We start from the raw sequence: 21,217 nt of genomic DNA, 5'->3' as shown, positions 1-21,217 counted from the left end.
GTTCCATGCCTGGCGTGCGCTCCTCGGGTGCGGGAACGACGCGGTGCGTCCTGTCGTCGGGGTGCATCGCCGACCTCTCCTCGGTCCGGCGCCGGCCGGTGCCGACGGGTCATTGACGAGACGAGGCAGGCGGCCCGCCTGTTACATGCCCGCGTGCGATGGTGGGCCCGGCGTCAGGACCCCCGTGCTCCTGGCGCGGGACGGAGGTGGCCGAGGCCGGCGTAGATGTCGAGGGCGTTGCCGCCGAGGACCCGGCCGGCCAGGTCGTCGTCGAGACCGAGGTCGACAACGGCGCGCGCGTTGGCGGCGGTGCCGGGGACCCCGGGCCAGTCGGTGGCGAAGATCCACCGGCGCGCGAGGCGGCCGAGGTCGAAGCTGCTGAAGTAGTCGGGAAGGCGCTTGGGCGGCAGGCCGGACAGCTCGATCCACACGTGCGGGTTGCTGAGCGACAGGAACGCCGCCGCGTCGTACCACCAGCCGCGGCCACCGTGGGCGAGCACGACGTCGAGCTCCGGGAAGTCACGCAGGACCGGCAGGAGGAGGGCCGGGTCGGCCAGCTCGTTCGCCGAGCCCGGGAAGCTGCTGGTGCCGCAGTGCACGACGAGCGGGACACCCCGCTCGACCAGGACCTGGAAGGCCGGGTAGAGGGCAGCGTCGTCGCAGCGGAAGCCGCCGTGAACCGGGTGGAGCTTGAGCGCCGCGGCACCGTGGTCGAGCTGCCGGCTGACCTCCGCGCCGATCGGGAAGTGCAGGTGCGGGTTCACGTTCGCGACCGGGCGGAACCGCGCCGGGTTGTGCTCGACGATCGGCAGCAGGTCGTCGAAGAGCTGGTAGCCGGTGGCCTTCGGGCTGTACTCACAGAACAGCAGGACGGCGTCGACGCCCTGGTCCTCGAAGTGCTCGTCGAGCGCGGCGGGCCGCGGGACGCCGTCCGCGTCCCAGAAGCGCTCCAGGACTCCGTCGGGCCCGAACTCCTTGGCCCACTGGATCCAGGCAGGCTTCAGCGACCCCAGCACCGGGACGTGCGTGTGGGCGTCGACGAGGACGTGGCCGTCGAGCACGGCCGTTCAGAGCTCCGCCACGAGCGGGGTGTCGACCCCGATCTTGCCGGTCCGGTGCGCGCCGCCGGGCACGCCGAGCGGTGCGTCGCGTCCGGCGAGGACCTGGTCGAAGAACGCGAGGTTGTCGGCGACGTGCGCCTCGTCCCCGTCAGCGACGCGCCGGTCCTGGCTGATGGCCTCGACGGGACACACCGGCTCGCACGCTCCGCAGTCGATGCACTCCATCGGGTTGATGTAGAGCTTGCGGGCGCCCTCGTAGATGCAGTCGACAGGACACTCCTCGACACAGCTGCGGTCCATCGTGTCGATGCACGGGCTCGCGATGACGTACGGCACGCAGCCTCTCCTCTCCGCCCTGCTCGTGGGCCTGCTAGTGGGTCAGCGGCCCTGTCGCCGGTGCCGCGGCCAGGAAGGCGCGCACCTTGAAGCGCTGGAGCTTGCCGGTCGCGGTCTTGGGCAGGTCGTCGACGAAGACCACCTGGCGAGGCGCCTTGAAGTGGGCCAGCCCGTCGCGGCACCAGGCCACGAGCTCCTCCGCGCTGGCACCGTCTCCGACCACGACCGCCACGGGCTTGTCGATGCCGTCGGCGTCGGCCAGGCCGACCACGGCCGCCTCCCGGACCGCGGGGTGCTCGAGGAGCCGGCTCTCGACCTCGGCGGGCGAGACCCACATCCCGCCCGCCTTGAGCATGTCGCTGTTGCGCCCGAGGCATCGGAAGTAGCCGTCCTCGTCGCGGACGTAGGTGTCGCCGGTGCTCAGCCACTGCCCCTGGAACACCTGCCGGGTCGCGTCGGTACGCCGCCAGTAGCCGAGCGCGATGGACTCGCCGCGCACGTGCAGCGCGCCCGGCTGGCCGGGTGCGGCCACGGCGCCCGACTCGTCGCGGACCTCGATGTCGTAGCCCGGGACCGGCCGGCCGGTGGTGCCGGGCCTGATGTCGCCCGGGCTGTTGGACAGGAAGATGTGCAGCGCCTCGGTCGACCCGATCCCGTCGAGGATCTCGACGCCGAACCGGTCGGTGAACCTCTTCTGCAGCGGCGCCGGGAGCGGCTCGCCCGCACTGGCGCACCAGCGCACCGACGCGAAGGTGTCGTCCGGGAGGTCGCTGGCGACCAGCGCCGCGTAGAAGGTCGGGACGGCGAAGAACAGCGTGGGCCGGTCGCGTTCCATCCGCTCGCGCACGACCTGGGGGGTGGGCCGGCGCGGCTCGAGGGCAGTGGTGGCGCCGACGGAGAACGGGAAGAACAGCGAGTTGCCGATCCCGTAGGCGAAGAAGAGCTTGGCGACCGAGAAGGTGGTGTCGTCGGGCCTGATGCCGAGGACCTGGTGTGCGTAGGTCTCGCACACGTGACGGATGTTGGCGTGCCGGTGCATCGCCGCCTTGGGCAGCCCGGTGGTCCCCGAGGTGTAGAGCCACAGGGCCCAGCCGTCCTCGTCGGTGCCGGCCGGAGCACCGTTGCCCTCGTCGGCGGCGTACGACGCCGCGCCGATCGCCACGAAGGCGTCCCACCCGTGCACGGTGCGGCCCGGCCGGCCCGCGAGCGGGCCCGGCTCGCCCACGGTGACGACGAGCTCGACGTCGGGCGCGGCCTCCAGGCCGTCGGCGACGGCGGTGGTGAACTCCTCGGTGCAGACCACCAGCCGGGCACCGGAGTCGGCGATGATCGCGCCCAGCTCGCCGCCGGTGAACATCGTCGAGACGGGGACGGCGACCAGGCCGGCGTGGAAGGCCGCCAGGATCGAGGCCAGCATCGGCACGTCGTCGGAGGCGACCAGGACCACGCGGTCGTCGCGGTGGAGGCCCAGTGCGCGGTAGGCCGCGCCGACCTGGCGGACCAGCGTGCTCAGCTCGGCGTAGGTCACCTGGGACGTGCTGCCGCGGACCGCGACCCTGTCGCCGAGCCCCTCGTCGAGGTGCCGGTGCAGGAGGTAGGCCGCCGCGTTGAACTGTTCGGCCATCGCCTCACACCCTCGTGTAGTCGTAGCTGCCGCGCTGTCCGGTGCCGAAGCGTCTGAGCGCACCGTCGGGGCCGGAGGCGTTGGGGCGGTTGAAGACCCAGTTCTGCCACGCGGTCAGCCGACCGAAGATCTTGGTCTCCATGGTCTCCGGCCCCACGAAGCGGAGGTTGGCCTCCATGCCGGTCAGGGCGTCGGGGGAGAGCGAGGCGCGCTCCTCCAGGACGATGCGCAGCTCGTCCTCGAAATCGATGTCGTCCAGCGCCATCGTCACGAGCCCGGCCGCCTCGGCGGCGACGGCGTCCAGGGGCTCCCCCAGCGTTGCCCTCGCGGTGGCGAGGTCGTCGTCGCGTCCCCAGAACCTGCTGGCCAGCCTGCTGATGCCGTTGCCCATGGGGAAGCTCCCGTCGTTGGACTCGGTGAGCACGACGCGGGCGGGCGTGGCGTCGGGGTCGACGTCCTCGTAGACGCCGTCGAGCATGTACTGGCGGTCCGAGGCGAGCGGGATCTCGAGGAGCAGGCCGGCGAAGCAGCTGCCCGGCTCGATGACCGAGACGAGGCTGCGGCTGGTGACGTCGAGGCGCTTCAGGAGCCGCTTGTGGAAGTGGGTCACCTCGTTGACGAACCAGTCGTCGGCCAGCTCGCGCAGCTGCGCGTCGTGGGCCAGGACCAGGTCGAGGTCACCCTTGCTGCGGAACACCCACGTGCCGAGCTCGGGCTCGTTGGTCCGCAGCCGCAGCACCAGGTCGTCGAGGGCGCGGGTGAGCGCCAGGGGCCAGTAGCCGACGCCCTCCCGGAGGACGCCGGCGGCGTCGGCGGGCGGGGGGCCGTCCGGTCCGTCGACGGTGATGTCGACCCGGCGAGCGGTGCGGTCGACGACGGCCGTGAGGTAGGGATAGCTGATGACGTCGCCGTCGACCGAGCGGTCGAGGGGCGTGAGCTCCACCCCGTGGTCACCACGGCGCGTGGAGCGGGCGGCGGCACGCCGCGCGCGGGCGCCGATCTGCTCCTCCCAGTCGCGCTTGGGGACCGTGGCGTCGACCAGCCCCCACCTCAGCGCGGTGTCACCTCGGTAGCCCTCGGGCCTGGTCGCGAACAGGTCGGCGCGGTCCCTGCGGACGCGGCGTTTGTCGACCACGCGGGTCAGGCCACCGGTGCCGGGTAGTACGCCGAGCAGCGGCACCTCGGGCAGCGACACCGTCGAGGAGCCGTCGTCGACGAGGACGATCTCGTCACAGGCGAGGGCGAGCTCGTAGCCGCCGCCGGCCGCGGTCCCGTTGAGCGCTGCGATCCAGGTCTGCCCGCTGCTCCCGGTGGCGTCCTCGATGCCGTTGCGGGTCTCGTTGGTGAACTTGCAGAAGTTCACCTTCCACTCGTGGCTGGACCGGGCGAGCATCCGGATGTTGGCCCCGGCGCAGAACATCCGGTCGAGGCCGCCGGTCATGACCACCGCCTTGACCTCGGGATGCTCGAACCGGAGCCGCTGCACCGCGTCGTGGAGCTCGATGTCGACCCCGAGGTCGTAGGAGTTGCTCTTCAGCTCATAGCCGGGCACGAGCCCGCCGTGCTCGTCGACCTCGAGGGTCACCGTGGCGATCTCTCCGTCGACCGAGAGCCTCCAGTGGCGGTAGCGGTCCGGGTGGGTGTCGAAGTCGACCACCGGAGGAGCTGCCTGGCCCACCTCGGCGTGCTGGACGGCGGTCATCGTGGGTCACCTCTTCCTCGAGGCTCGAGACGTCTGGCCCGTTCGGACACTCTACAGAGACATTGCACTACGTCAACGGTCTGTGGAATAACTTGGCTGTGCCCGCGAGCGAGGGACGCCCGGTGAGCCGCCGGCGCGAGATCGGGTCCGCGAGCGCCCGGTCGCTGCTCCTGACGGTGCTCGGGGAGTTCGCCCTGCCGCGCGGCGAGCCGGTCTGGACGGCGACCGTCCTCGACGCGCTCGGCCGGCTCGAGGTCGAGCAACGGGCCGCGCGCCAGGCGCTCGCCCGGACCAGCGCGGAGGGGCTGCTCAGCTCGGCACGGCACGGCCGGCGCACGGCCTGGGAGCTGACCGAGCACGGCACCCGGCTGCTGACCGAGGGCACCGCGCGCATCTACGGCTTCATGCGCCAGCCGCACGCCTGGGACGGGCGCTGGCTGGTGCTGACGGTGTCGATCCCCGAGAGCCAGCGCCGGCTCCGGCACCGCCTCCGGACCCAGCTGACCTGGCTGGGGCTCGGCTCGCCGTACTCCGGCCTGTGGATCTCGCCCAACGTCGACAAGGCCGACGAGGTCCACCGGGTCGTCGTCGACCTGGGCCTCGAGGGGCAGTCCTTCGCGTGGGTCGGTCCCACCGCCGGGATCGGCGAGGAGAGCCGGCTGGTCGAGGCCGCCTGGGACCTCGAGGACGTCGAGAAGCGCTACCTGAGGTTCCTCGACGCCTTCGAGGGCCGCCGCGCCGGGTCGGCCGGCGAGGCGTTCGCGGCACAGGTCGAGCTCGTCCAGGAGTGGCGCCGGTTCCCGTCGCTCGACCCCGACCTCCCCCGCGAGCTGCTGGACCACGCGTGGCCGGGCCACCGGGCGGCCGCGGTCTTCCACGACCGGCACGCGCTGTGGCATCGCCGGGCCCAGCAGGAGTGGGACCGGCTGCAGCGCGAGGCGTCGGACCGGAGCTGACGGCGCGGTCGGCCCGGTCAGGCGATCCCCTCTTCGGCGAGGTGGACGTAGTCGAACTCGACCGGCTGGTCGTTGATGCCGGTCTTGGGCGGGGCGATCCAGCTGGCAAACCTGCCGTACTCGTACTCCGGGACCATGATCTCGGCGACCCGCGCTCGGTCCTCGGGCGTCGGCAGCCACTCGGCGGCCCGCGCCTCCCACGTCGCCTCGTCGAGCACCTCCCCGCCCGGGCTGATGCGGTGCCCGGCGTAGACGCCGACCTTGCGGTTGAAGCCCTCGTGCGGCAGCGTCAGCCGAGCCTCGAGCCCGGCCTGCTCGAGCTCCTGGTTCCAGCGGCGCACGCCGTTGGCGCAGTCGGCGGCGTACTCGTCGCGCAGGTCGAGGTTGAGTGCGCTGAGCATCGGCACCTCCTGCTGCCTGATCTCGCCGTCCTCGACGTAGCTCATCGCGCGCGTGTCGTCGAGCAGGACGTGGTCGTCCTTGCGCCGGGTCTCCTGCCAGCGGCCCTTGAGCCCGGAGCTGTAGTAGTTGCCGGCGTTGGTGGACTGCTCGGAGCCGAAGAGGTCCATCGAGACCGAGTACTGGAAGTTGAGGTACTTCTGGATGACGTCGAGCGGGATGACGCCGTCCTCGAAGCCGGCCCATCCGCCGTTCTCACTCATCGCCTGCGCGGTCCGCTCGACGGTGCGCTGCACCCCGGTGGTGCCGACGAACATGTGGTGCGCCTCTTCCTTGAGCATGAACTCGCAGGTGCGCGCCAGCGGGTCGAACGCCGACTCCTTGAGGGTGCCGAGCTGGTACTTCCCGTCGCGGTCGGTGAAGTAGGTGAACATGAAGAACTGCAGCCAGTCGGTCGTCTGCTCGTTGAACGCGCCGAGGATGCGCGGCGCGTCGATGTCACCCGAGTTGCGCTTGAGCAGCTGCTCTGCCTCCTCGCGGCCCTCGCGGCCGAAGAAGGCGTGCAGCAGGTAGACCATCGCCCAGAGGTGGCGCCCCTCCTCGACGTTGACCTGGAACAGGTTGCGCAGGTCGTAGATGCTCGGCGCCGTGTTGCCGAGGACCCGCTGCTGCTCGACCGACGCGGGCTCGGTGTCGCCCTGGACGACGATCAGCCGCAGCAGGTCCGCGCGGTGCTCGCCCGGCACCTCCTGCCAGACCGGCTCGCCCTTGTGCTTGCCGAAGCTCACCGTGCGGTCGGGGTCGCGCTCGGCGAGGAAGATGCCCCAGCGGTACTCCTCCATCGGCACGTGGGCGAAGTGGGCCCAGCCGTCGCGGCCGACCGCGATCGCGGTGCGCAGGTAGACGTCCTTGGTCGGCAGCGCCGGCCCGAGGGTCTTCCACCAGTCGAGGAACTTGGGCTGCCACCCCTCGAGGGCGCGCTGCAGGCGGCGGTCCTCGGCGAGGTCGACGTTGTTGGGGATCCGCTCGCTGTAGTCGATCGTGCTCAGCGGGCCGGTCGGTGCCGGGGCTGGTCCGGTGCGCTCGCCTGCGGTCATCGGCTTGCTCCTCCCAGAGCGGTCTGACCAGGGCGGTCTGAGTCCGGCTGGCCTCCCATACCTTCTACACTCCTGCTGCGATCTTGCCAAGCGAGTGTCTAATGATTCCCGCCGTACGGGGCGGCCGGGCGACCTCGCCGACCCGGCCCTCGTCAGTGACAGCCACCGATGTGACTCGCACGTAGGTTCGCCGACGTGCGAGTGTCGTGACGACGGGTTCCGAGCGTGACCCGTCCGGGCTGGAGGGTCACGGGTGTTTTCTCGAGTTGCGATCGTCAACCGCGGCGAGGCCGCGATGAGGCTGATCCACGCCGTCCGCGACCTGAACGCACAGGATGGTGCGGAGCCGATCCGCACCATCGCGCTCCACACCGACGAGGAACGAACAGCGATGTTCGCGCGGGAGGCCGACGAGGCCTACCCGCTGGGTCCCGCCTCGGCGCGGCCCTACATCGACCTGGCCGTCCTCGAGCGCGCCCTGGTCGAGTGCCGCGCGGACGCGGTCTGGGTCGGGTGGGGCTTCGTCGCGGAGGACCCAGCCTTCGCCGACCTGTGCGCGCGGCTCGGCATGACCTTCATCGGCCCGAGCGCCGAGGCGATGCGCCGGCTGGGCGACAAGATCGGCTCGAAGCTCATCGCCGAGGAGGTCGGGGTGCCGGTCGCACCCTGGAGCGGAGGCGGCGTCGACACGCTCGCCGACGCGCTGGCCGCGGCCGACCGCATCGGCTACCCGCTCATGCTCAAGGCCACGGCGGGCGGGGGCGGCCGCGGCATCCGGCGGGTCGACTCCGCCGCCGAGCTCGAGGACGCCTACCAGCGCACCCGCGACGAGGCCGAGCGGGCCTTCGGCAGCGGGGTCGTGTTCCTCGAGCGGCTGGTGACCGGGGCCCGCCACGTCGAGGTCCAGCTGATCGCCGACGCGCACGGCACGGCGTGGGCGGTCGGCGTCCGCGACTGCAGCGTGCAGAGGCGCAACCAAAAGGTGATCGAGGAGTCGGCGTCCCCGCTCCTCGACGCGGGCCAGACCGACGAGCTCAAGGGCTCCGCCGAGCGGCTGGCGCTCGCGGTGGGCTATGTCGGCGCCGGGACCGTCGAGTTCCTCTACCACCCCGAGGAGCGGTCGTTCGCCTTCCTCGAGGTCAACACCCGCCTCCAGGTCGAGCACCCGATCACCGAGGTGACCACCGACCTCGACCTGGTCAAGGCCCAGCTGCACGTCGCGGCCGGCGGCCGGCTCGAGGGTCCGAAGCCGCCCGAGAAGGGGCACGCCGTGGAGGCCCGGCTGAACGCCGAGGACCCCGACCGGGACTTCGCGCCCTCTCCCGGCCGGATCGTGCTGCTCGACCTGCCGTCCGGGCCCGGCATCCGGGTCGACACCGGCGTCGCCGAGGGCGACACGATCCCGGCCGACTTCGACTCGATGATCGCCAAGATCATCGCCTACGGCCGCACCCGCGAGGAGGCGCTGGCCCGGCTCCGCCGCGCGATGGCCGAGACCAGCGTGGTGATCGAGGGCGGCGCGACCAACAAGAGCTTCATCCTCGACCTCCTCGACCAGTCCGAGGTGGTCGACGGCAAGGCCGGCTGGGCCGACACGGCATGGATCGACCGGGCCCGCGGCGAGGGGCGGCTCGTCGTCCACGAGCACTCCGGCATCGCGGTCGTGGCGGCCGGCATCGAGGCCTACGAGGACGAGGAGCAGGTCGAGATCGCCCGGCTGCTCGAGAGTGCCCACGGCGGCCGGCCCCAGGTGCAGCACAAGGTCGGCCGGGCGGTCGACTTCAAGCTGCGCGGGGCGTCCTACAAGGTCACCGTGCTGCAGACCGGGCCGCACCGGTTCCGGGTGGCGGTGGCCGCCGGCGACACCACGCAGGTGGTGGACGTCGACGTCGAGCGGCTCGACGAGTTCCACACGAGGCTGACGGTCGGTGACCGGGTGCACCGCCTGGTGGCCGCCACCCACGGGCCGGTCCACTTCATCGAGGTCGACGGCATCGCCCACCGGGTCAGTCGCGACGAGGGCGGCGTGCTGCGCTCGCCGGCGCCCGCACTCGTGGTCGCCTCGCCGGTCGCCGTCGGCGACCTGGTCGAGGCCGGGGCTCCGGTGCTGGTGCTGGAGAGCATGAAGATGGAGACGGTGCTGCGCTCGCCGTTCGCCGGACGGGTGCGCGAGCTCCTGGCCGCGACCGGGAGCCAGGTCGAGACCGGTGCGCCCCTGGTCCGCCTCGAGCCGGTCGCCGACCAGGACGCGGACGAGGCCGCCGACGAGACGAGGCACGAGGGGGGCGGCCCCGACCTCGACCTGCCGGAGACGGGGTCGGGCTCGACGGCGCGGCAGCGCGCCGCGCGCGGCCGCGAGGACCTCGCGGCGATCCTGATGGGCTTCGACGTCGACCCGCAGACCAACGGCTCGGTGATCGAGGACTACCTGCGAGCCCGCGACGAGCTGGTCGCGGCCGGCGAGGACGTCCTCCCCGACGAGCTCGAGCTGCTCGGCCGGTTCGCCGACTTCGCCGAGCTGAGCCGCAACCGCCCGGCCGGCGAGGACCTGCACACCGAGCTGCTGGTGCACAGCCCGAAGGAGCACTTCCACACCTACCTGCAGAGCCTGGACGTCGACCGCGGCGGGCTCCCTGAGCAGTTCCGCGACCGGCTGGCCCGGGTCCTCGCTCACTACGGCGTGACCGACTGGACCCGGACACCGCAGCTGGAGGAGGCGGTGTTCCGGATCTTCCTGGCCCAGCAGCGAACCACGCCCGAGGTCCAGATGACGACCGAGCTCCTGCAGCGCTGGATCGCCGAGCCACCGCCGAGGGAGGAGCTCGCCGGACCGGTGCGCGAGCTCCTCGAGCGGCTGGTCCGGTCCACCCAGCTCCGGTTCCCCGCGATCGGCGACCTCGCGCGCAGCACCCGCTTCCGCTGGTTCGACCAGCCGCTGGTCGACGCCGAGCGCTCCAGCGTCCTGGCCGGGGTGCGCGACGAGGTGGCGGCCCTGGTGGCAGACCCCGACAGCCCCGACCGCACCGCACGGCTGGACGCGCTGGCCGCGATCCCCGAGCAGATCGTGCGCTTCCTCGCCGAGCGGCTCGAGACCGGCATCCCGGAGCACGAACCGATGCTCGAGGTGCTCGTGCGCCGCCACTACCGCGAGCACGACCTGCACGGGCTGCGGTCGTTCGTGCGCGAGCGGCGTACCTTCGCCGTCGCCGACTACGTCCTCGACGAGCGCCCGACCCGGGTGGTCTCGACCGAGGCGACGATCGGCGAGCTCGACGACCCCGGCAGCGCACTGGTCGCGGCGGTCGGGAGCGAGGTCGCGGCTCGCCCGGACGGACACGAGGCCGTGCTCGACCTCTACGTGTCCTGGCCGAAGGCCCCCGACGCCCCGGAGCAGGCGACCGAGGAGCTGGCGCGCATCGTCGGCGGCCTGCCCTTCGCCCACGACGTACGCCGGGTCGCGGTGGCGGTGTGCCCCGGGGAGGGACGGCCGGTCACCTACTTCACCTACCGTCCGCTGGCCGGTGACGGGACCGTCGAGGACGACCTGGTCCGCGGCGTGCATCCGATGGTCGGCCGCCGGCTCGACCTGTGGCGGCTGCGCGACTTCGACGTGACCCGCATCGAGGCGCCCGAGGACGTGCTCCTCTACGAGTGCGTGGCGCGGGAGAACCCCGCGGACCGCCGCCTGGTGGCCCTGGCCCAGGTCCGCCAGCTCGCGGTCGTCCGCGACGAGGAGGGTCGGGTCACCGGCCTGCCCCACGCCGAGCGCGCGGTGGAGAACTGTCTCGAGGCGATCCGCCGGGTGCGCGCCTCGCGCGGCGCGGCCGGCAGCAGGCTCGACACCAACCACGTGTGGGTCCAGGTCTGGCCGATCGTCGAGGCCGACGTCGAGCAGCTGACCGCGCTCCAGAGCAAGATCACCCCGCTCACCGACGGCGCCGGCATCGAGGAGGTGCTCGCCCAGGGCCGGGTGATCGGCCCCGACGGCAAGCCCACCCCCATCGCGATCCGCTTCCACGCCCGCCCCGGCGCCGGCGTCACCGCGTCGATCGAGGGGCCGCCGACCGAGCGGCTCAAGCCGCTCGACGAGTACGCCGGCAAGGTCGTCCGCGCCCGGCGCCGCGGGCTGGTCTACCCCTACGAGCTCGCGAGCGTGCTGACCGGGCCGGAGGGCGGGTTCGTCGAGTACGACCTCGACGACATGGGCGCGCTCGTACCCGTCGACCGCTCACCGGGGCAGAACAAGGCCGGCATCCTGGTCGCCGTGGTCACCACGCCGACCGCGCTGCACCCGGAGGGCGTGACCCGGGTGGTGCTGTGCGGTGACCCGACGAAGGCGCTCGGCGCGGTCTCGGAGCCGGAGTGCACCCGGATCATCGCCGCCATCGACCTCGCGGAGCGGATGCAGGTGCCGGTGGAGTGGTACGCGCTGTCCGCGGGCGCCCGGATCTCGATGGACTCCGGCACGGAGAACATGGACTGGGTCGCCGCCGCGCTCAAGAGGATCGTCGGCTTCACCCAGGCCGGCGGCGAGATCAACGTCGTCGTCGCGGGCATCAACGTCGGCGCCCAGCCCTACTGGAACGCCGAGGCCACGATGCTCATGCACACCAAGGGCATCCTCGTGATGACGCCCGACAGCGCGATGGTGCTGACCGGCAAGCAGTCGCTGGACTTCTCCGGCGGGGTGTCCGCGGAGGACAACTTCGGCATCGGCGGCTACGACCGCGTGATGGGTCCCAACGGGCAGGCGCAGTACTGGGCGCCGGACCTGGCCGGGGCGTTCGAGGTCCTGATGGGGCACTACGACCACACCTACGTCGTACCCGGCGAGACCCGGCCGCGACGCGCCCCCACGAGCGACCCCAGCGACCGCGACATCTCGACCTTCCCCCACGAGGTGGCAGGCAGCGACTTCGCCACCGTCGGCGAGATCTTCTCCGCGACCGCGAACCCCGATCGCAAGAAGCCCTTCGACATCCGCACAGTGATGCGCGCGCTCTCCGACCAGGACCACGTGCCCCTCGAGCGCTGGGCCGGGATGGCCGACGCGGAGACCGCGGTGGTGCAGGACGCCCACCTCGGTGGCCACCCGGTGTGCCTGCTCGGGATCGAGTCGCGCCCGGTGCCGCGGCGCGGCTTCCCCCCGACCGACGGACCCGACACCTACACCGCGGGCACCCTGTTCCCCCGCTCGTCGAAGAAGACGGCCCGGGCCATCAACGCCGCCAGCGGCAACCGCCCGATCGTGGTGCTGGCCAACCTCTCCGGCTTCGACGGGTCACCGGACTCGATGCGCAACCTGCAGCTGGAGTACGGCGCCGAGATCGGTCGCGCGATCGTCAACTTCGAGGGCCCGATCGTCTTCTGCGTCATCTCCCGCTACCACGGCGGTGCGTTCGTGGTCTTCTCCAAGGCCCTGAACCCGAACATGACCGTGCTCGCCCTCGAAGGGTCCTACGCCTCGGTCATCGGCGGCGCCCCGGCGGCAGCGGTCGTGTTCGCCGGCGAGGTCGAGAAGCGGACCTCGGCCGACCCCCGCGTCCGCGAGGTCGAGAGCCGGCTCGCCGAAGCGAGCGAGTCGGACCGGAGCCGTCTGGTCGTCGAGCTCGCGGAGCTCCGGGCGGAGGTGCGGCCGGAGAAGATCAGCGAGGTCGCCGCCGAGTTCGACGGTGTCCACGACATCCATCGCGCCGTACGGGTCGGCTCGGTCGACGAGGTGGTCTCGGTCGCGCGGCTCCGGCCGCGGGTGATCGAGGCGATCGAGCAGGGGCTCGGCTGAGTCGCGGCGCCTACGGGCCCACACGTACCGCGAGTGCGCTCGGTTGGACGACGAACCGAAGTGTCGTCGCCTCGGTGAGCACGTCTCCGTCGACCTCACACAGCTGCGGCGGGTCGACGCTCACGGTGATGTCGCGGCCGTTGCCGCGTTCCAGCGCCGGTCCGTCGTCTCGGTTGGCCAACACCCGGGCCGCCACGCCGATCCACTGGGTGAGGCTCTCGGGACTGACCGTGGCAACATCCAGGAGCCCGTCATCGATCAGCGCGTCGGGAAGCAGCACCATGCCTCCGGTCAGCGCGCCGCAGTTCCCGACCACGACGGTGCGGGTCTTCCGAGTGACGACGGGTCCGCGGTCGATCGTCAGGTCGAGCGAGAACGGTGCGTCGGTGAGGTGCTTGCCACCACTGGCGACGTAGGCCGCCCAGCCGACCTTGCCCTTCAGTCCTTCGGGGGCGTCGGCCATCATCTGGGCGTCGAAGCCGACACCTGCCATGACCGTGAAGGAATGGACGTTGGTGGCCGCCTGCGGTATGCCGCGGCGCTGCTCCGGCGTCGGGTCGACGACCAGCCAGCCGACGTCGATCCGCCGGTCACGACCGGTGAACGCGACCGACGCGGCCTCCTCGAGGGAGGAGAGCACGCCGCCGAGGTTGCGGGCGAGCAGGTTGCCGGTGCCGCCGGGCAACAGACCCAGGGGCACGCCGGTGCCGACCAGCTCCTGCGCCACGGCACGCACCGTCCCGTCGCCGCCGAGGGCGCACACCACCGAGGCACCCGCATCGACGGCAGCGCGCGTCTGACCGAATCCGGGGTCGTCCTCGGTCGTCTCCACGATCGTCGGCTCGGGCGCCCCGGCCGATCTGGCCACCTCTCGCAGCACCTCGCCAGCCTTGTCGGCGTCGACCTTCGTCGGGTTGACGACGACGGCGATGCCTTCCCTCTTCACGTTCTCCCTCTCCACGCGAGCCTCGCCAGGTCAGACCCGCGCGTAGCGGGCGCGGGCGAAGGAGTAGACGCCGTACGCGGCGAGGCCGAGCGCGATGACGATCAGGATGACCATGCCCGCCGGAAGGTCGCGTAGCGACTTCAGCGCGCCGTCGAGGCCGGTGGCCTTGCCGACCTGTTGCTGGACCGCAGCAGCGATGAAGAGGACACCGACCGCGCTGAGCGCGATGCCCTTGCCTATGTAGCCCACCCGGGCGGCTCCCACCGCAAAGCGGCCGGGATGCTCCTGGAGGTCGCCGAGGAACTTCTTCTTCCAGCCCTTGTAGACGTGGTAGAGCGCGACGCCGATGATCCCGAGGCCGACCAGACCAACCAGCAGCCGGCCCGCGGGCGCCTCCATCAGGGTGCGGGTGAAGTCCTTGGTCTGCTTGTTGCTGGACGTGCGCCCACCGAGGGCGAAGACGAACGCGGTGTACGCGAGGGCGGCGTACATGACTGCCTTGCCCGCTGCCTTGGCCTTGTCGAACGCCTTGCGCGCGGTGAACAGCTCGGTGGCCTGCCACAGCGCCAGCAGCGCGAACCCGATCGCCAGCAGCCAGAGCAGGACCTGCCCGAACGGCTGGCGGGTCACCGTGGCGAGCGCACCCGACTGGCTCGCCTGCGCGCCGTCGCCGATCGCGATCTGCACGGTCAGCCAGGCGAGCAGCAGGTGGAGCACGCCGCTCGCTGCGTAGCCCAGCCGTGCGCCCCACTCCACGATGGGGTTGTCCCCGGCGCGGGCAGCAACTCCCTTGGCGGAGGTGGTCCTGGGGGCCACCGTCACCGACATGTTCTGGTCCGTCATGGTCTCCCTCACGTCTCTCACCCCTTGGGGTGGTTAGGCAATACCCATCCCAGCCGGCAGCCATACCTACGCGAGGCTGTGATCTGCCGGCGGTCTCGACGCGACACGCTCGTCTGCCGGTGTCGCGTCGTCCCGAGCGGGCTCGCGGCGCAGCCAGTGCCAGGCGAGCAGGCACGCGACCAGACCGTTGACCATGGCAACGGCGACGTCGCTGAGATGGTGCATGCCGCGGTAGATGCGAGCCGTGCCGACCAGGAACGGCACCAGCAGGCACACGGTCACGACGACCGCGCGGAGCGCGGGCTGCCGGATCCGAAGTGCCATCAGCGCCAGCGTGAAGTAGAGGCCGGTGGCAGCGCCGGTGTGGCCGCTCGGGAAGCTGGAGGTCGGCGGCGAGTTGTCGAGCTTCTCGACGTCGGGCCGCTCCCGGTCGATGAGCAGCGTGGTGAAGAAGAAGACCAGCGCCTGGGCAGAGATCGCGATCAGGGGCACGACGGCGTACCACCACTGCCTGGTGTGTCGCCACACGAGCACCAGGACGAGCAGGCAGAGGCCGATGATGCTGACCGTCGCGCCGACCCAGGAGAAGACCAGCGTGAGGTTGTTCAGGAACGAGGTCCGGGACGATGCCAGGGACTCGTTGATCTTCTCCTCGGAGATGCCGAAGTCGTGGAGCGGGCCATCGGTGAGCGCCCAGCCGAGCGCCAGCACGACCAGCCACCACACGACGAGCGGTGCGAGCACGCGCACCCCCAGGTCGCGGGCGGCCTCCTTCGGCGTCGGTCGCGACAGGTCGTCATGCCACCTGGTGAGCATCCTCATGAGCTGCCTCCTTCGTGCCGGTGTCGATCGGTGTCGGTGGGCTCCAGCCCTGGTAGCCGGCGTACGACGCGGCGCAGAGGCCGACCCCGAGCAGCACGCCGGCTGTCACGTCTGAGAGGAAGTGGGCACCCATGAAGATCCGGTCAGCACAGGTGACGAGCACCCACGCGGCGCCGAGCGCACACAGCACCCACCGCGCGGTCGTGCCCAGCACGGGAGACAGCAGCAGGAGCACGGCCGTCACGACGATCGCGTTGTTGGTGGCGTGGCCCGACGGGAACGAGTAGCCGTGGTGCACCCCGAACGGGTCGTCGACCACGGGCCGGGCGCGCTGCACCGCCAGTTTGACCAGCACCGCGATGAGCCAGCCGATCGCCATCGTCGCGAGGGCCCAGAGCGCGCGGGAGCGCAGGTGCAGCCGGGCCCAGGCGAAGACGCACGCCGGCACGCCCACCACGGCGTACATCACCCAGGGCTGGCTGAGCCGTTCCCACAACTGCGCGAACGAGTGGACCCCGTCATGAGACCGGGTCACGTCCGTCGCCGCGGTGCTCACCTGCTGGTCCAGGTCGATCAGTGGACCGAACTGCGTTCGCACCAGGTAGGCGAGGAGGGCGATCGGGATCGTCACGACGATCGCGTAGACGACGGCGCGCGTCAGTCGTCGCGCGCGCGCCGGGGCCCCTCCCATGATCCGCATCTTGCGCACTTGGTTGATTCCTCAAACATTCGGTTGCACGGCGGTTTGCGGACGGGTCGCGGTGAGCAGAATGTGCGCCGTGGAGGTGAGGGAGTGGCTCCTCGTCAGCGAGGAGAGGGAGAACCCGCACACTGCGATCGATGCGGTCCGCGGCGACGGGACGGCGTGGAGCACCGGCAACACGGTGCGGGCGCTGGTCCACGGTCGCGACTACTTCGCGGAGCTCTACGAGTGCATCTGCGCGCTCGGCCCCGGTGACCGGTTCTACTTCGCGGACTGGCAGGGCGACCCTGACCAGCAGCTGATCGACGACCCGCGGTCGACGCTCAACAACACGCTGATCGACGCCGTGCGGCGTGGCGTCGAGGTCCGTGGGTTGCTGTGGCGGTCGCACTGGCACCGGCTGGGTTTCAGTGCGCACCGGCACCGTCAGCTGGGTGAGGAGATCGGCGAGGCCGGCGGCCAGTGCCTGCGTGACATGCGGGTCCGTACCCGCGGGGCGCACCACCAGAAGTTCGTGGTCATCCGGCACGCGGTGGACCCCGATCGCGACGTCGCCTTCGTCGGCGGCATCGACCTGTGCAACGGCCGCCGTGACGACGCCAAGCACCAGGGTGACCGTCAGACCGTCGACATGGCGCGGGCCTACGGCCCCACCCCGGCCTGGCACGACGTCCAGGTCGCCATCCAGGGCCCGGCGGTGCACGACGTCGAGACGACGTTCCGCGAGCGGTGGGAGGACAGCACCCCGTTGACGGTGAACCCCGGTCGCCTGCTGTCGAGCTTCATGCACCGCGAGGACCTCTCCCCCGAACCACTCGGTGACCAGGCCCCGCCTCCGCCGTCCCGGCCGGAGGGCCACGAGGTCGTCCAGATCATCCGGACCTTCCCGCGCATCTTCCCCAAGTCCTACGACTTCGCCCCCGAGGGCGAGCGCTCGGTGATGCTGGGCAACATCAAGGCGATCGCCCAGGCGGAGCGGCTGGTCTACGTCGAGGACCAGTACCTCTGGTCCGAGGAGGTCGGCGAGCACTTCGCTCGAGCGCTGCGTGAGAAGCCCGACCTCCGGCTGGTCGTCGTGTTGCCGATGGTCCCGGACCGGGAGGGTGCGGCCGTGGAGGTGCCGCAGCTCTACGGCCGGGCTCTGGCGATGCGGAAGATCCTGGAGGCCGGCGGGGATCGCGTCGCCGTGTTCGGACTGACCACCGAGAGAGGACTGCCGGTCTACGTGCACTCCAAGACCTGCATCATCGACCATCGCTGGGCCAGCGTCGGGTCCGACAACCTGAACCGGCGCTCGTGGACCAGCGACAGCGAGATCGCGTGTGCCGTCGTGGATGATCGCGGCGAGGCCGGGGCACCCGCTCCGGCCGACTCCTTCCCGCGGACGTTGCTGCGCACGCTCGTCGCCGAGCACCTCGGCTGTGCCCCGGTCGACGTACCCGAGGATCCGCACGAGCTGTTCGATGCGATGGTGTCCTGCGCCGACGCGCTCGACGGGTGGTACGGCGCAGGGGCACGAGACCGGCGCACGGGGGTGCGCGGGATGTTGGCGGGCAAGCGGCCGCGGCGCCCGGTCCCCGTACCGAAGTCGGTGAGTCGCAGCATCCCGGGCCACGCGTCCCGGCGCCAGCGGGTCCTCGACCGGGCGACCGCGTTCGCTGCGGCGAACCACAGCCAGCAGCGCCCGCCTGGCCGGCTGCGTCGCCTGTCCCCGCCCGAGCTCACCCGTGCCCAGCTCCGGTGGGCGCCGCGCCTCTACGACCTGGTGTTCGACCCCGACGGGCGACCTCGCCCGGGAGAGGGCGGCTGAGGATGGGAAGCAAGGGCGGCTCCGACTGGACGGCGGATCCTCGCGAGCTGCTGGGAGTCCACGAGCGCTTCGAGCTCGACCGACTCGACCGCGGCGCCACCCCGGGATGGAGCTCCGGGAAGAAGGCGGCAACGCGGTTCTGCGAGGCTCGCGGCACCCTCCTCAGCGAGCTCCAGGAGCGTCTCTTCGCCGAAGGCCGGGCCGGCGGGAACCGCTCGCTACTCGTCGTCATGCAGGGCCTCGACACCGCCGGCAAGGGCGGAGTCGTGCGGCACGTGATGGGCACGGTGGACCCTCAAGGTGTCGCACTCCACTCCTTCGGAGCACCGACCCCTGAGGAGGCCGAGCACCACTTCCTGTGGCGGATCAAGAAGGCACTGCCCGAGCCGGGCTCGATCGGCGTCTTCGATCGATCTCACTACGAAGACGTGCTCGTCGCTCGCGTCGACGAGCTGGTCCCGCCGGAGGTCTGGGAGAAGCGGTACGACGAGATCAACAACTTCGAGGCCGACCTCGTCGACTCCGGCACCACCGTCCTCAAGCTCGGACTCATGGTCAGCCACGACGAGCAGGGCCTGCGGCTCATGAAGCGCCTCGATCGCCCCGACAAGCGGTGGAAGTACAGCAAGAACGACGTGCCCACCCGCCGCAAGTGGGACAAGTACCAGCACGCCTACCTCGACGTGTTCCGGCGTACGTCCACCGCGGCCGCGCCGTGGTACGTCATCCCGGCCGATCACAAGTGGTACACGCGCCTGGCGGCGACCGAGCTTCTCACCCAGACGCTCATCGAGATGGATCCCAGCTGGCCGACCGTGCGCTGGGACCCCGAGGTCCAGCGTCGGGAGCTCGCCGACACGATGTCCACCCGGGCGCTCCGCAAGTCGTTGAAGGAGACCGCCCGACAGGTCAAGAAGGCAGTGAAGGACGACCGCCGCGTGCACGAGGAGGCCGCCCGGGCGCTGGCGGAGGTGGCCGACGACGATCCGATCGCCCAGGCGGAGACAGAGGCGCGCACAGCCGAGGCCGCGGCCTCGTCGGCAGCCGCCATGCTCGACCTGCAACGGACCCGCCACCAGAAGGCCGCACTCGTCGACGCACGCCGCGAGCGGAGCTGATCGGCTGGTGTCCCGCACGCGAAGTTCGTGTGCTGGGTCCGTCGTCCAGGTGAGCGAGGTGCGTGTAGACGCCAAGCCTTGGAACGAGGGCTCGACACCGAGTCCTCGGCGCCTACTCTCGCGCCTGCCTGTGGCGGCTGCGAGCTGCGTGGGACTGCTCGGCCTGGAGCGAGATCTCGCACACGCTCGCTCGGAGGGGCGAGCTGCCGCTGACGGGGTCGCTGGGCGTCTGGGACAGCACGAGGTTGAGGTTCGCGCTGTCCGGACCGTAGGGCGGGTAGGCCGGGAGCCCGAGCTCGTCACAGGCCTGCCACCAGCCATGCTGCGCAAAGACGACGTGCGGGTCGAGGCTGGCGCTGAGCTTCGCCCGAGCACGGATGCTGCCCCGAGGGGTGTCCACCGAGACCCAGTCGCCTGCGGCGATGCCTCGGGCCTCGGCGGTCGACGGATGCAGCTCGACCAGCGGGTCGGGTGCGCTCCTGCGCAGGGCGGCCACCTGCCGGTGCTGGGTCTCGCAGAAGAACAGCGACTTCGCACAGCTGAGGACCAAGGGATACCGGTCAGCGAGGTCGGGGCGAGACCGTGGGCTGATCGCTGGCTCCTCGAACGCAGGCAGTGGGTCGTGGCCGTGTGCGGCGAGCGTGGTGGAGTACAGCTCCACCTTGTGCGACGGAGTCCTGAAGCCCGAGTCGACGTACTTGCGGTAGCGCGTCGTGAGCGGGACGCGCACACCCTCCGGGTGGGACCGCAGGTCTTCGAGGGTTATCCCGCTCGGCGCGAGCTGATGGCGCAGCGCCGCTTCGATGTCGCCGTTCCAGAAGTGGGCACCGAGGCCGAGTCGCACAGCAAGGTCGAAGACGATCTGGAGATCAGAACGCGCCTCTCCGCGCGGCGCGACAAGGGGCCGGCGGAGCTGCACCAGTGACTGCGCCTCCTGGCTGTACTCGAAGCCGATCTTGAGCGCCTCGGACTCGAAGGGAGTCGCGACCGGAAGCACGATGTCCGCGAGCTCCGCCGTCGGAGTCATGAACAGCTCCGCCTGGACGAAGAAGTCCAAGCTGCGCAGTGCCTCGCGGCCCCGGAGGCTGTCCGCGTGCGCCATCACCAGGTTTCCACCGAAACCCACCAGAGCTCGGACTCGGCCAGCGAGGACGGCCGCATAAAGGTCCTCGCCGGTCACGAACTCGAACCTGGCCGGCCCGAGGGGACGGCGCTCGACGCCAAGTGCCGGCGGCCGGGCTCCGGAGAGGAACTCCCCACCGTCGACCGGGTTCGACGGGACCGCCTCGAACAGCACGTTCCCTCCCTTGGCGTCCAGGCACCCGGTCAGGGCGTAGAGCACGTCGATGGCGCGGATGGTCTGGGTCGCGCCGCTATGTTGCTCCAGTCCGCTCCACGTGTAGAACGCGAGCGGCCGCGCGTCCGAGATCGTTCTCGCGGTGGCAACGATGTCGGCCGCAGCAACACCGGTGATCGCCTCGGCCCGTTCCGGTGCGTACTCGGCACAACGCGACCTCAGGAGGCTCCACACGGTCTCGCCGTCGACGACGTCTGCCGCGTTGGTCCAGTCGCGAACGAAGTCTTCGTCGTACCAGCCGTTCTCGATCATCACGTGGGTGATGGAGAGGGCGAGCGCGGCGTCGGTCCCGGGCCGCACCCTCAGCCAGTGGTCGGCCCTGGCAGCCAGACCCGCCTTTCGCGGGTCAACCACGATCAGCTTGGCGCCTCGACGGACCGCTGCGACAGTGCTCGTCGCGTGCGCCAGTCTCGCCACGGACGGGTTGTACCCCCAGAACAGGATGCACCCGGCGTTCTCGAGATCGGGCAAGTAGGAGCCGGGGACCGATGCCCCGAAGGTGTAGAGCGGTGCGAGGTAACGACCCCAGCCGCACAGCTCCATGTAGTTGGCGTAGTTGGGGCTTCCGAAGGCACGAACCAGCCGCTGCACCCAGTCCACCGCGTCGCTGATCGCCGAGGTGGACGGCGAGCTCGAGCTGAAGGCCACGGACTCGGGGCCA

Annotated in this window: 13 protein-coding genes and 1 pseudogene; 4 read left to right on the top strand and 10 right to left on the bottom strand. The window is 71.2% G+C overall.

From position 1 onward, the window contains the following. Positions 1 to 173: 173 nt before the first annotated feature. From VFV89_RS21085 to boxC, 4 genes are read right to left on the bottom strand one after another with little or no spacing between them, the layout of a single operon-like run. Positions 174 to 1,061 (bottom strand): amidohydrolase family protein, encoded by an 888-nt coding sequence (locus VFV89_RS21085; protein ID WP_329707947.1) that lies wholly within the window; start codon positions 1,059 to 1,061, stop codon positions 174 to 176. 6 nt (positions 1,062 to 1,067) lie between these two features. Then, a complete protein-coding gene (gene fdxA / locus VFV89_RS21080; RefSeq protein ID WP_329707946.1) occupies positions 1,068 to 1,397 on the bottom strand; it encodes a ferredoxin in 330 nt (109 codons plus the stop codon). Between the two features lie 34 nt (positions 1,398 to 1,431). Then, positions 1,432 to 3,021: a benzoate-CoA ligase family protein gene (locus VFV89_RS21075; protein ID WP_329707945.1), complete on the bottom strand. Its 1,590-nt coding sequence runs from the start codon at positions 3,019 to 3,021 to the stop codon at positions 1,432 to 1,434. Positions 3,022 to 3,025: 4 nt separating this feature from the next. After that, the gene (gene boxC, locus VFV89_RS21070; RefSeq protein ID WP_329707944.1) at positions 3,026 to 4,723 is read right to left on the bottom strand and encodes a 2,3-epoxybenzoyl-CoA dihydrolase; all 1,698 of its coding nucleotides are present in this window, start codon (positions 4,721 to 4,723) and stop codon (positions 3,026 to 3,028) included. Between the two features lie 122 nt (positions 4,724 to 4,845). On the opposite strand from boxC, the gene VFV89_RS21065 reads away from it, so the two are divergent. Next, the gene (locus VFV89_RS21065; RefSeq protein WP_329707943.1) at positions 4,846 to 5,679 is read left to right on the top strand and encodes a PaaX family transcriptional regulator C-terminal domain-containing protein; all 834 of its coding nucleotides are present in this window, start codon (positions 4,846 to 4,848) and stop codon (positions 5,677 to 5,679) included. A gap of 17 nt (positions 5,680 to 5,696) precedes the next feature. On the opposite strand, the gene boxB is transcribed toward VFV89_RS21065, so the two are convergent. Further along, positions 5,697 to 7,175 (bottom strand): benzoyl-CoA 2,3-epoxidase subunit BoxB, encoded by a 1,479-nt coding sequence (boxB, locus tag VFV89_RS21060; protein WP_329707942.1) that lies wholly within the window; start codon positions 7,173 to 7,175, stop codon positions 5,697 to 5,699. 253 nt (positions 7,176 to 7,428) lie between these two features. Here boxB and VFV89_RS21055 point away from each other — a divergent pair, with 253 nt between their 5' ends. Continuing rightward, on the top strand, positions 7,429 to 12,957 hold the full coding sequence (locus VFV89_RS21055; protein WP_329707941.1) for a carboxyl transferase domain-containing protein: 5,529 nt from the start codon (positions 7,429 to 7,431) through the stop codon (positions 12,955 to 12,957). 10 nt (positions 12,958 to 12,967) lie between these two features. Here the strand turns inward: VFV89_RS21055 and VFV89_RS21050 are convergent, their stop codons facing one another. From VFV89_RS21050 to VFV89_RS21035, 4 genes are read right to left on the bottom strand one after another with little or no spacing between them, the layout of a single operon-like run. Continuing rightward, on the bottom strand, positions 12,968 to 13,903 hold the full coding sequence (locus tag VFV89_RS21050) for a diacylglycerol/lipid kinase family protein (RefSeq protein ID WP_329707940.1): 936 nt from the start codon (positions 13,901 to 13,903) through the stop codon (positions 12,968 to 12,970). 30 nt (positions 13,904 to 13,933) lie between these two features. Continuing rightward, entirely contained in the window at positions 13,934 to 14,758 is an 825-nt protein-coding gene (locus VFV89_RS21045) for a DUF1206 domain-containing protein (RefSeq protein ID WP_329707939.1), read from the bottom strand. 54 nt (positions 14,759 to 14,812) lie between these two features. Continuing rightward, the gene (locus VFV89_RS21040) at positions 14,813 to 15,568 is read right to left on the bottom strand and encodes a phosphatase PAP2 family protein (protein ID WP_329707938.1); all 756 of its coding nucleotides are present in this window, start codon (positions 15,566 to 15,568) and stop codon (positions 14,813 to 14,815) included. Beyond that, complete coding sequence (locus tag VFV89_RS21035; protein WP_329707937.1) at positions 15,543 to 16,259, bottom strand: phosphatase PAP2 family protein; 717 nt, start codon at positions 16,257 to 16,259, stop codon at positions 15,543 to 15,545. Before VFV89_RS21035 ends, VFV89_RS21040 begins: the two co-directional genes overlap by 26 nt. Positions 16,260 to 16,347: 88 nt before the next feature. Between VFV89_RS21035 and VFV89_RS21030 the strand changes: the two genes are divergently transcribed. After that, on the top strand, positions 16,348 to 18,081 hold the full coding sequence (locus tag VFV89_RS21030; RefSeq protein WP_329707936.1) for a phospholipase D family protein: 1,734 nt from the start codon (positions 16,348 to 16,350) through the stop codon (positions 18,079 to 18,081). A 47-nt stretch (positions 18,082 to 18,128) separates the two neighbouring features. Beyond that, positions 18,129 to 18,932: pseudogene (locus tag VFV89_RS21025) on the top strand (PPK2 family polyphosphate kinase); the annotation flags it as partial. Positions 18,933 to 19,311: 379 nt separating this feature from the next. Here VFV89_RS21025 and VFV89_RS21020 read toward each other — a convergent pair. Continuing rightward, positions 19,312 to 21,217: molybdopterin-containing oxidoreductase family protein (locus tag VFV89_RS21020; RefSeq protein ID WP_329707934.1), on the bottom strand; the 1,906-nt coding region annotated here is incomplete at its 5' end.

It is taken from the genome of Nocardioides sp., from assembly GCF_036274455.1.
Taxonomy (GTDB): domain Bacteria; phylum Actinomycetota; class Actinomycetes; order Propionibacteriales; family Nocardioidaceae; genus Nocardioides.
Note: the sequence above shows the minus strand (reverse complement) of the source record. Positions and strands in the feature narration are given on the sequence as shown.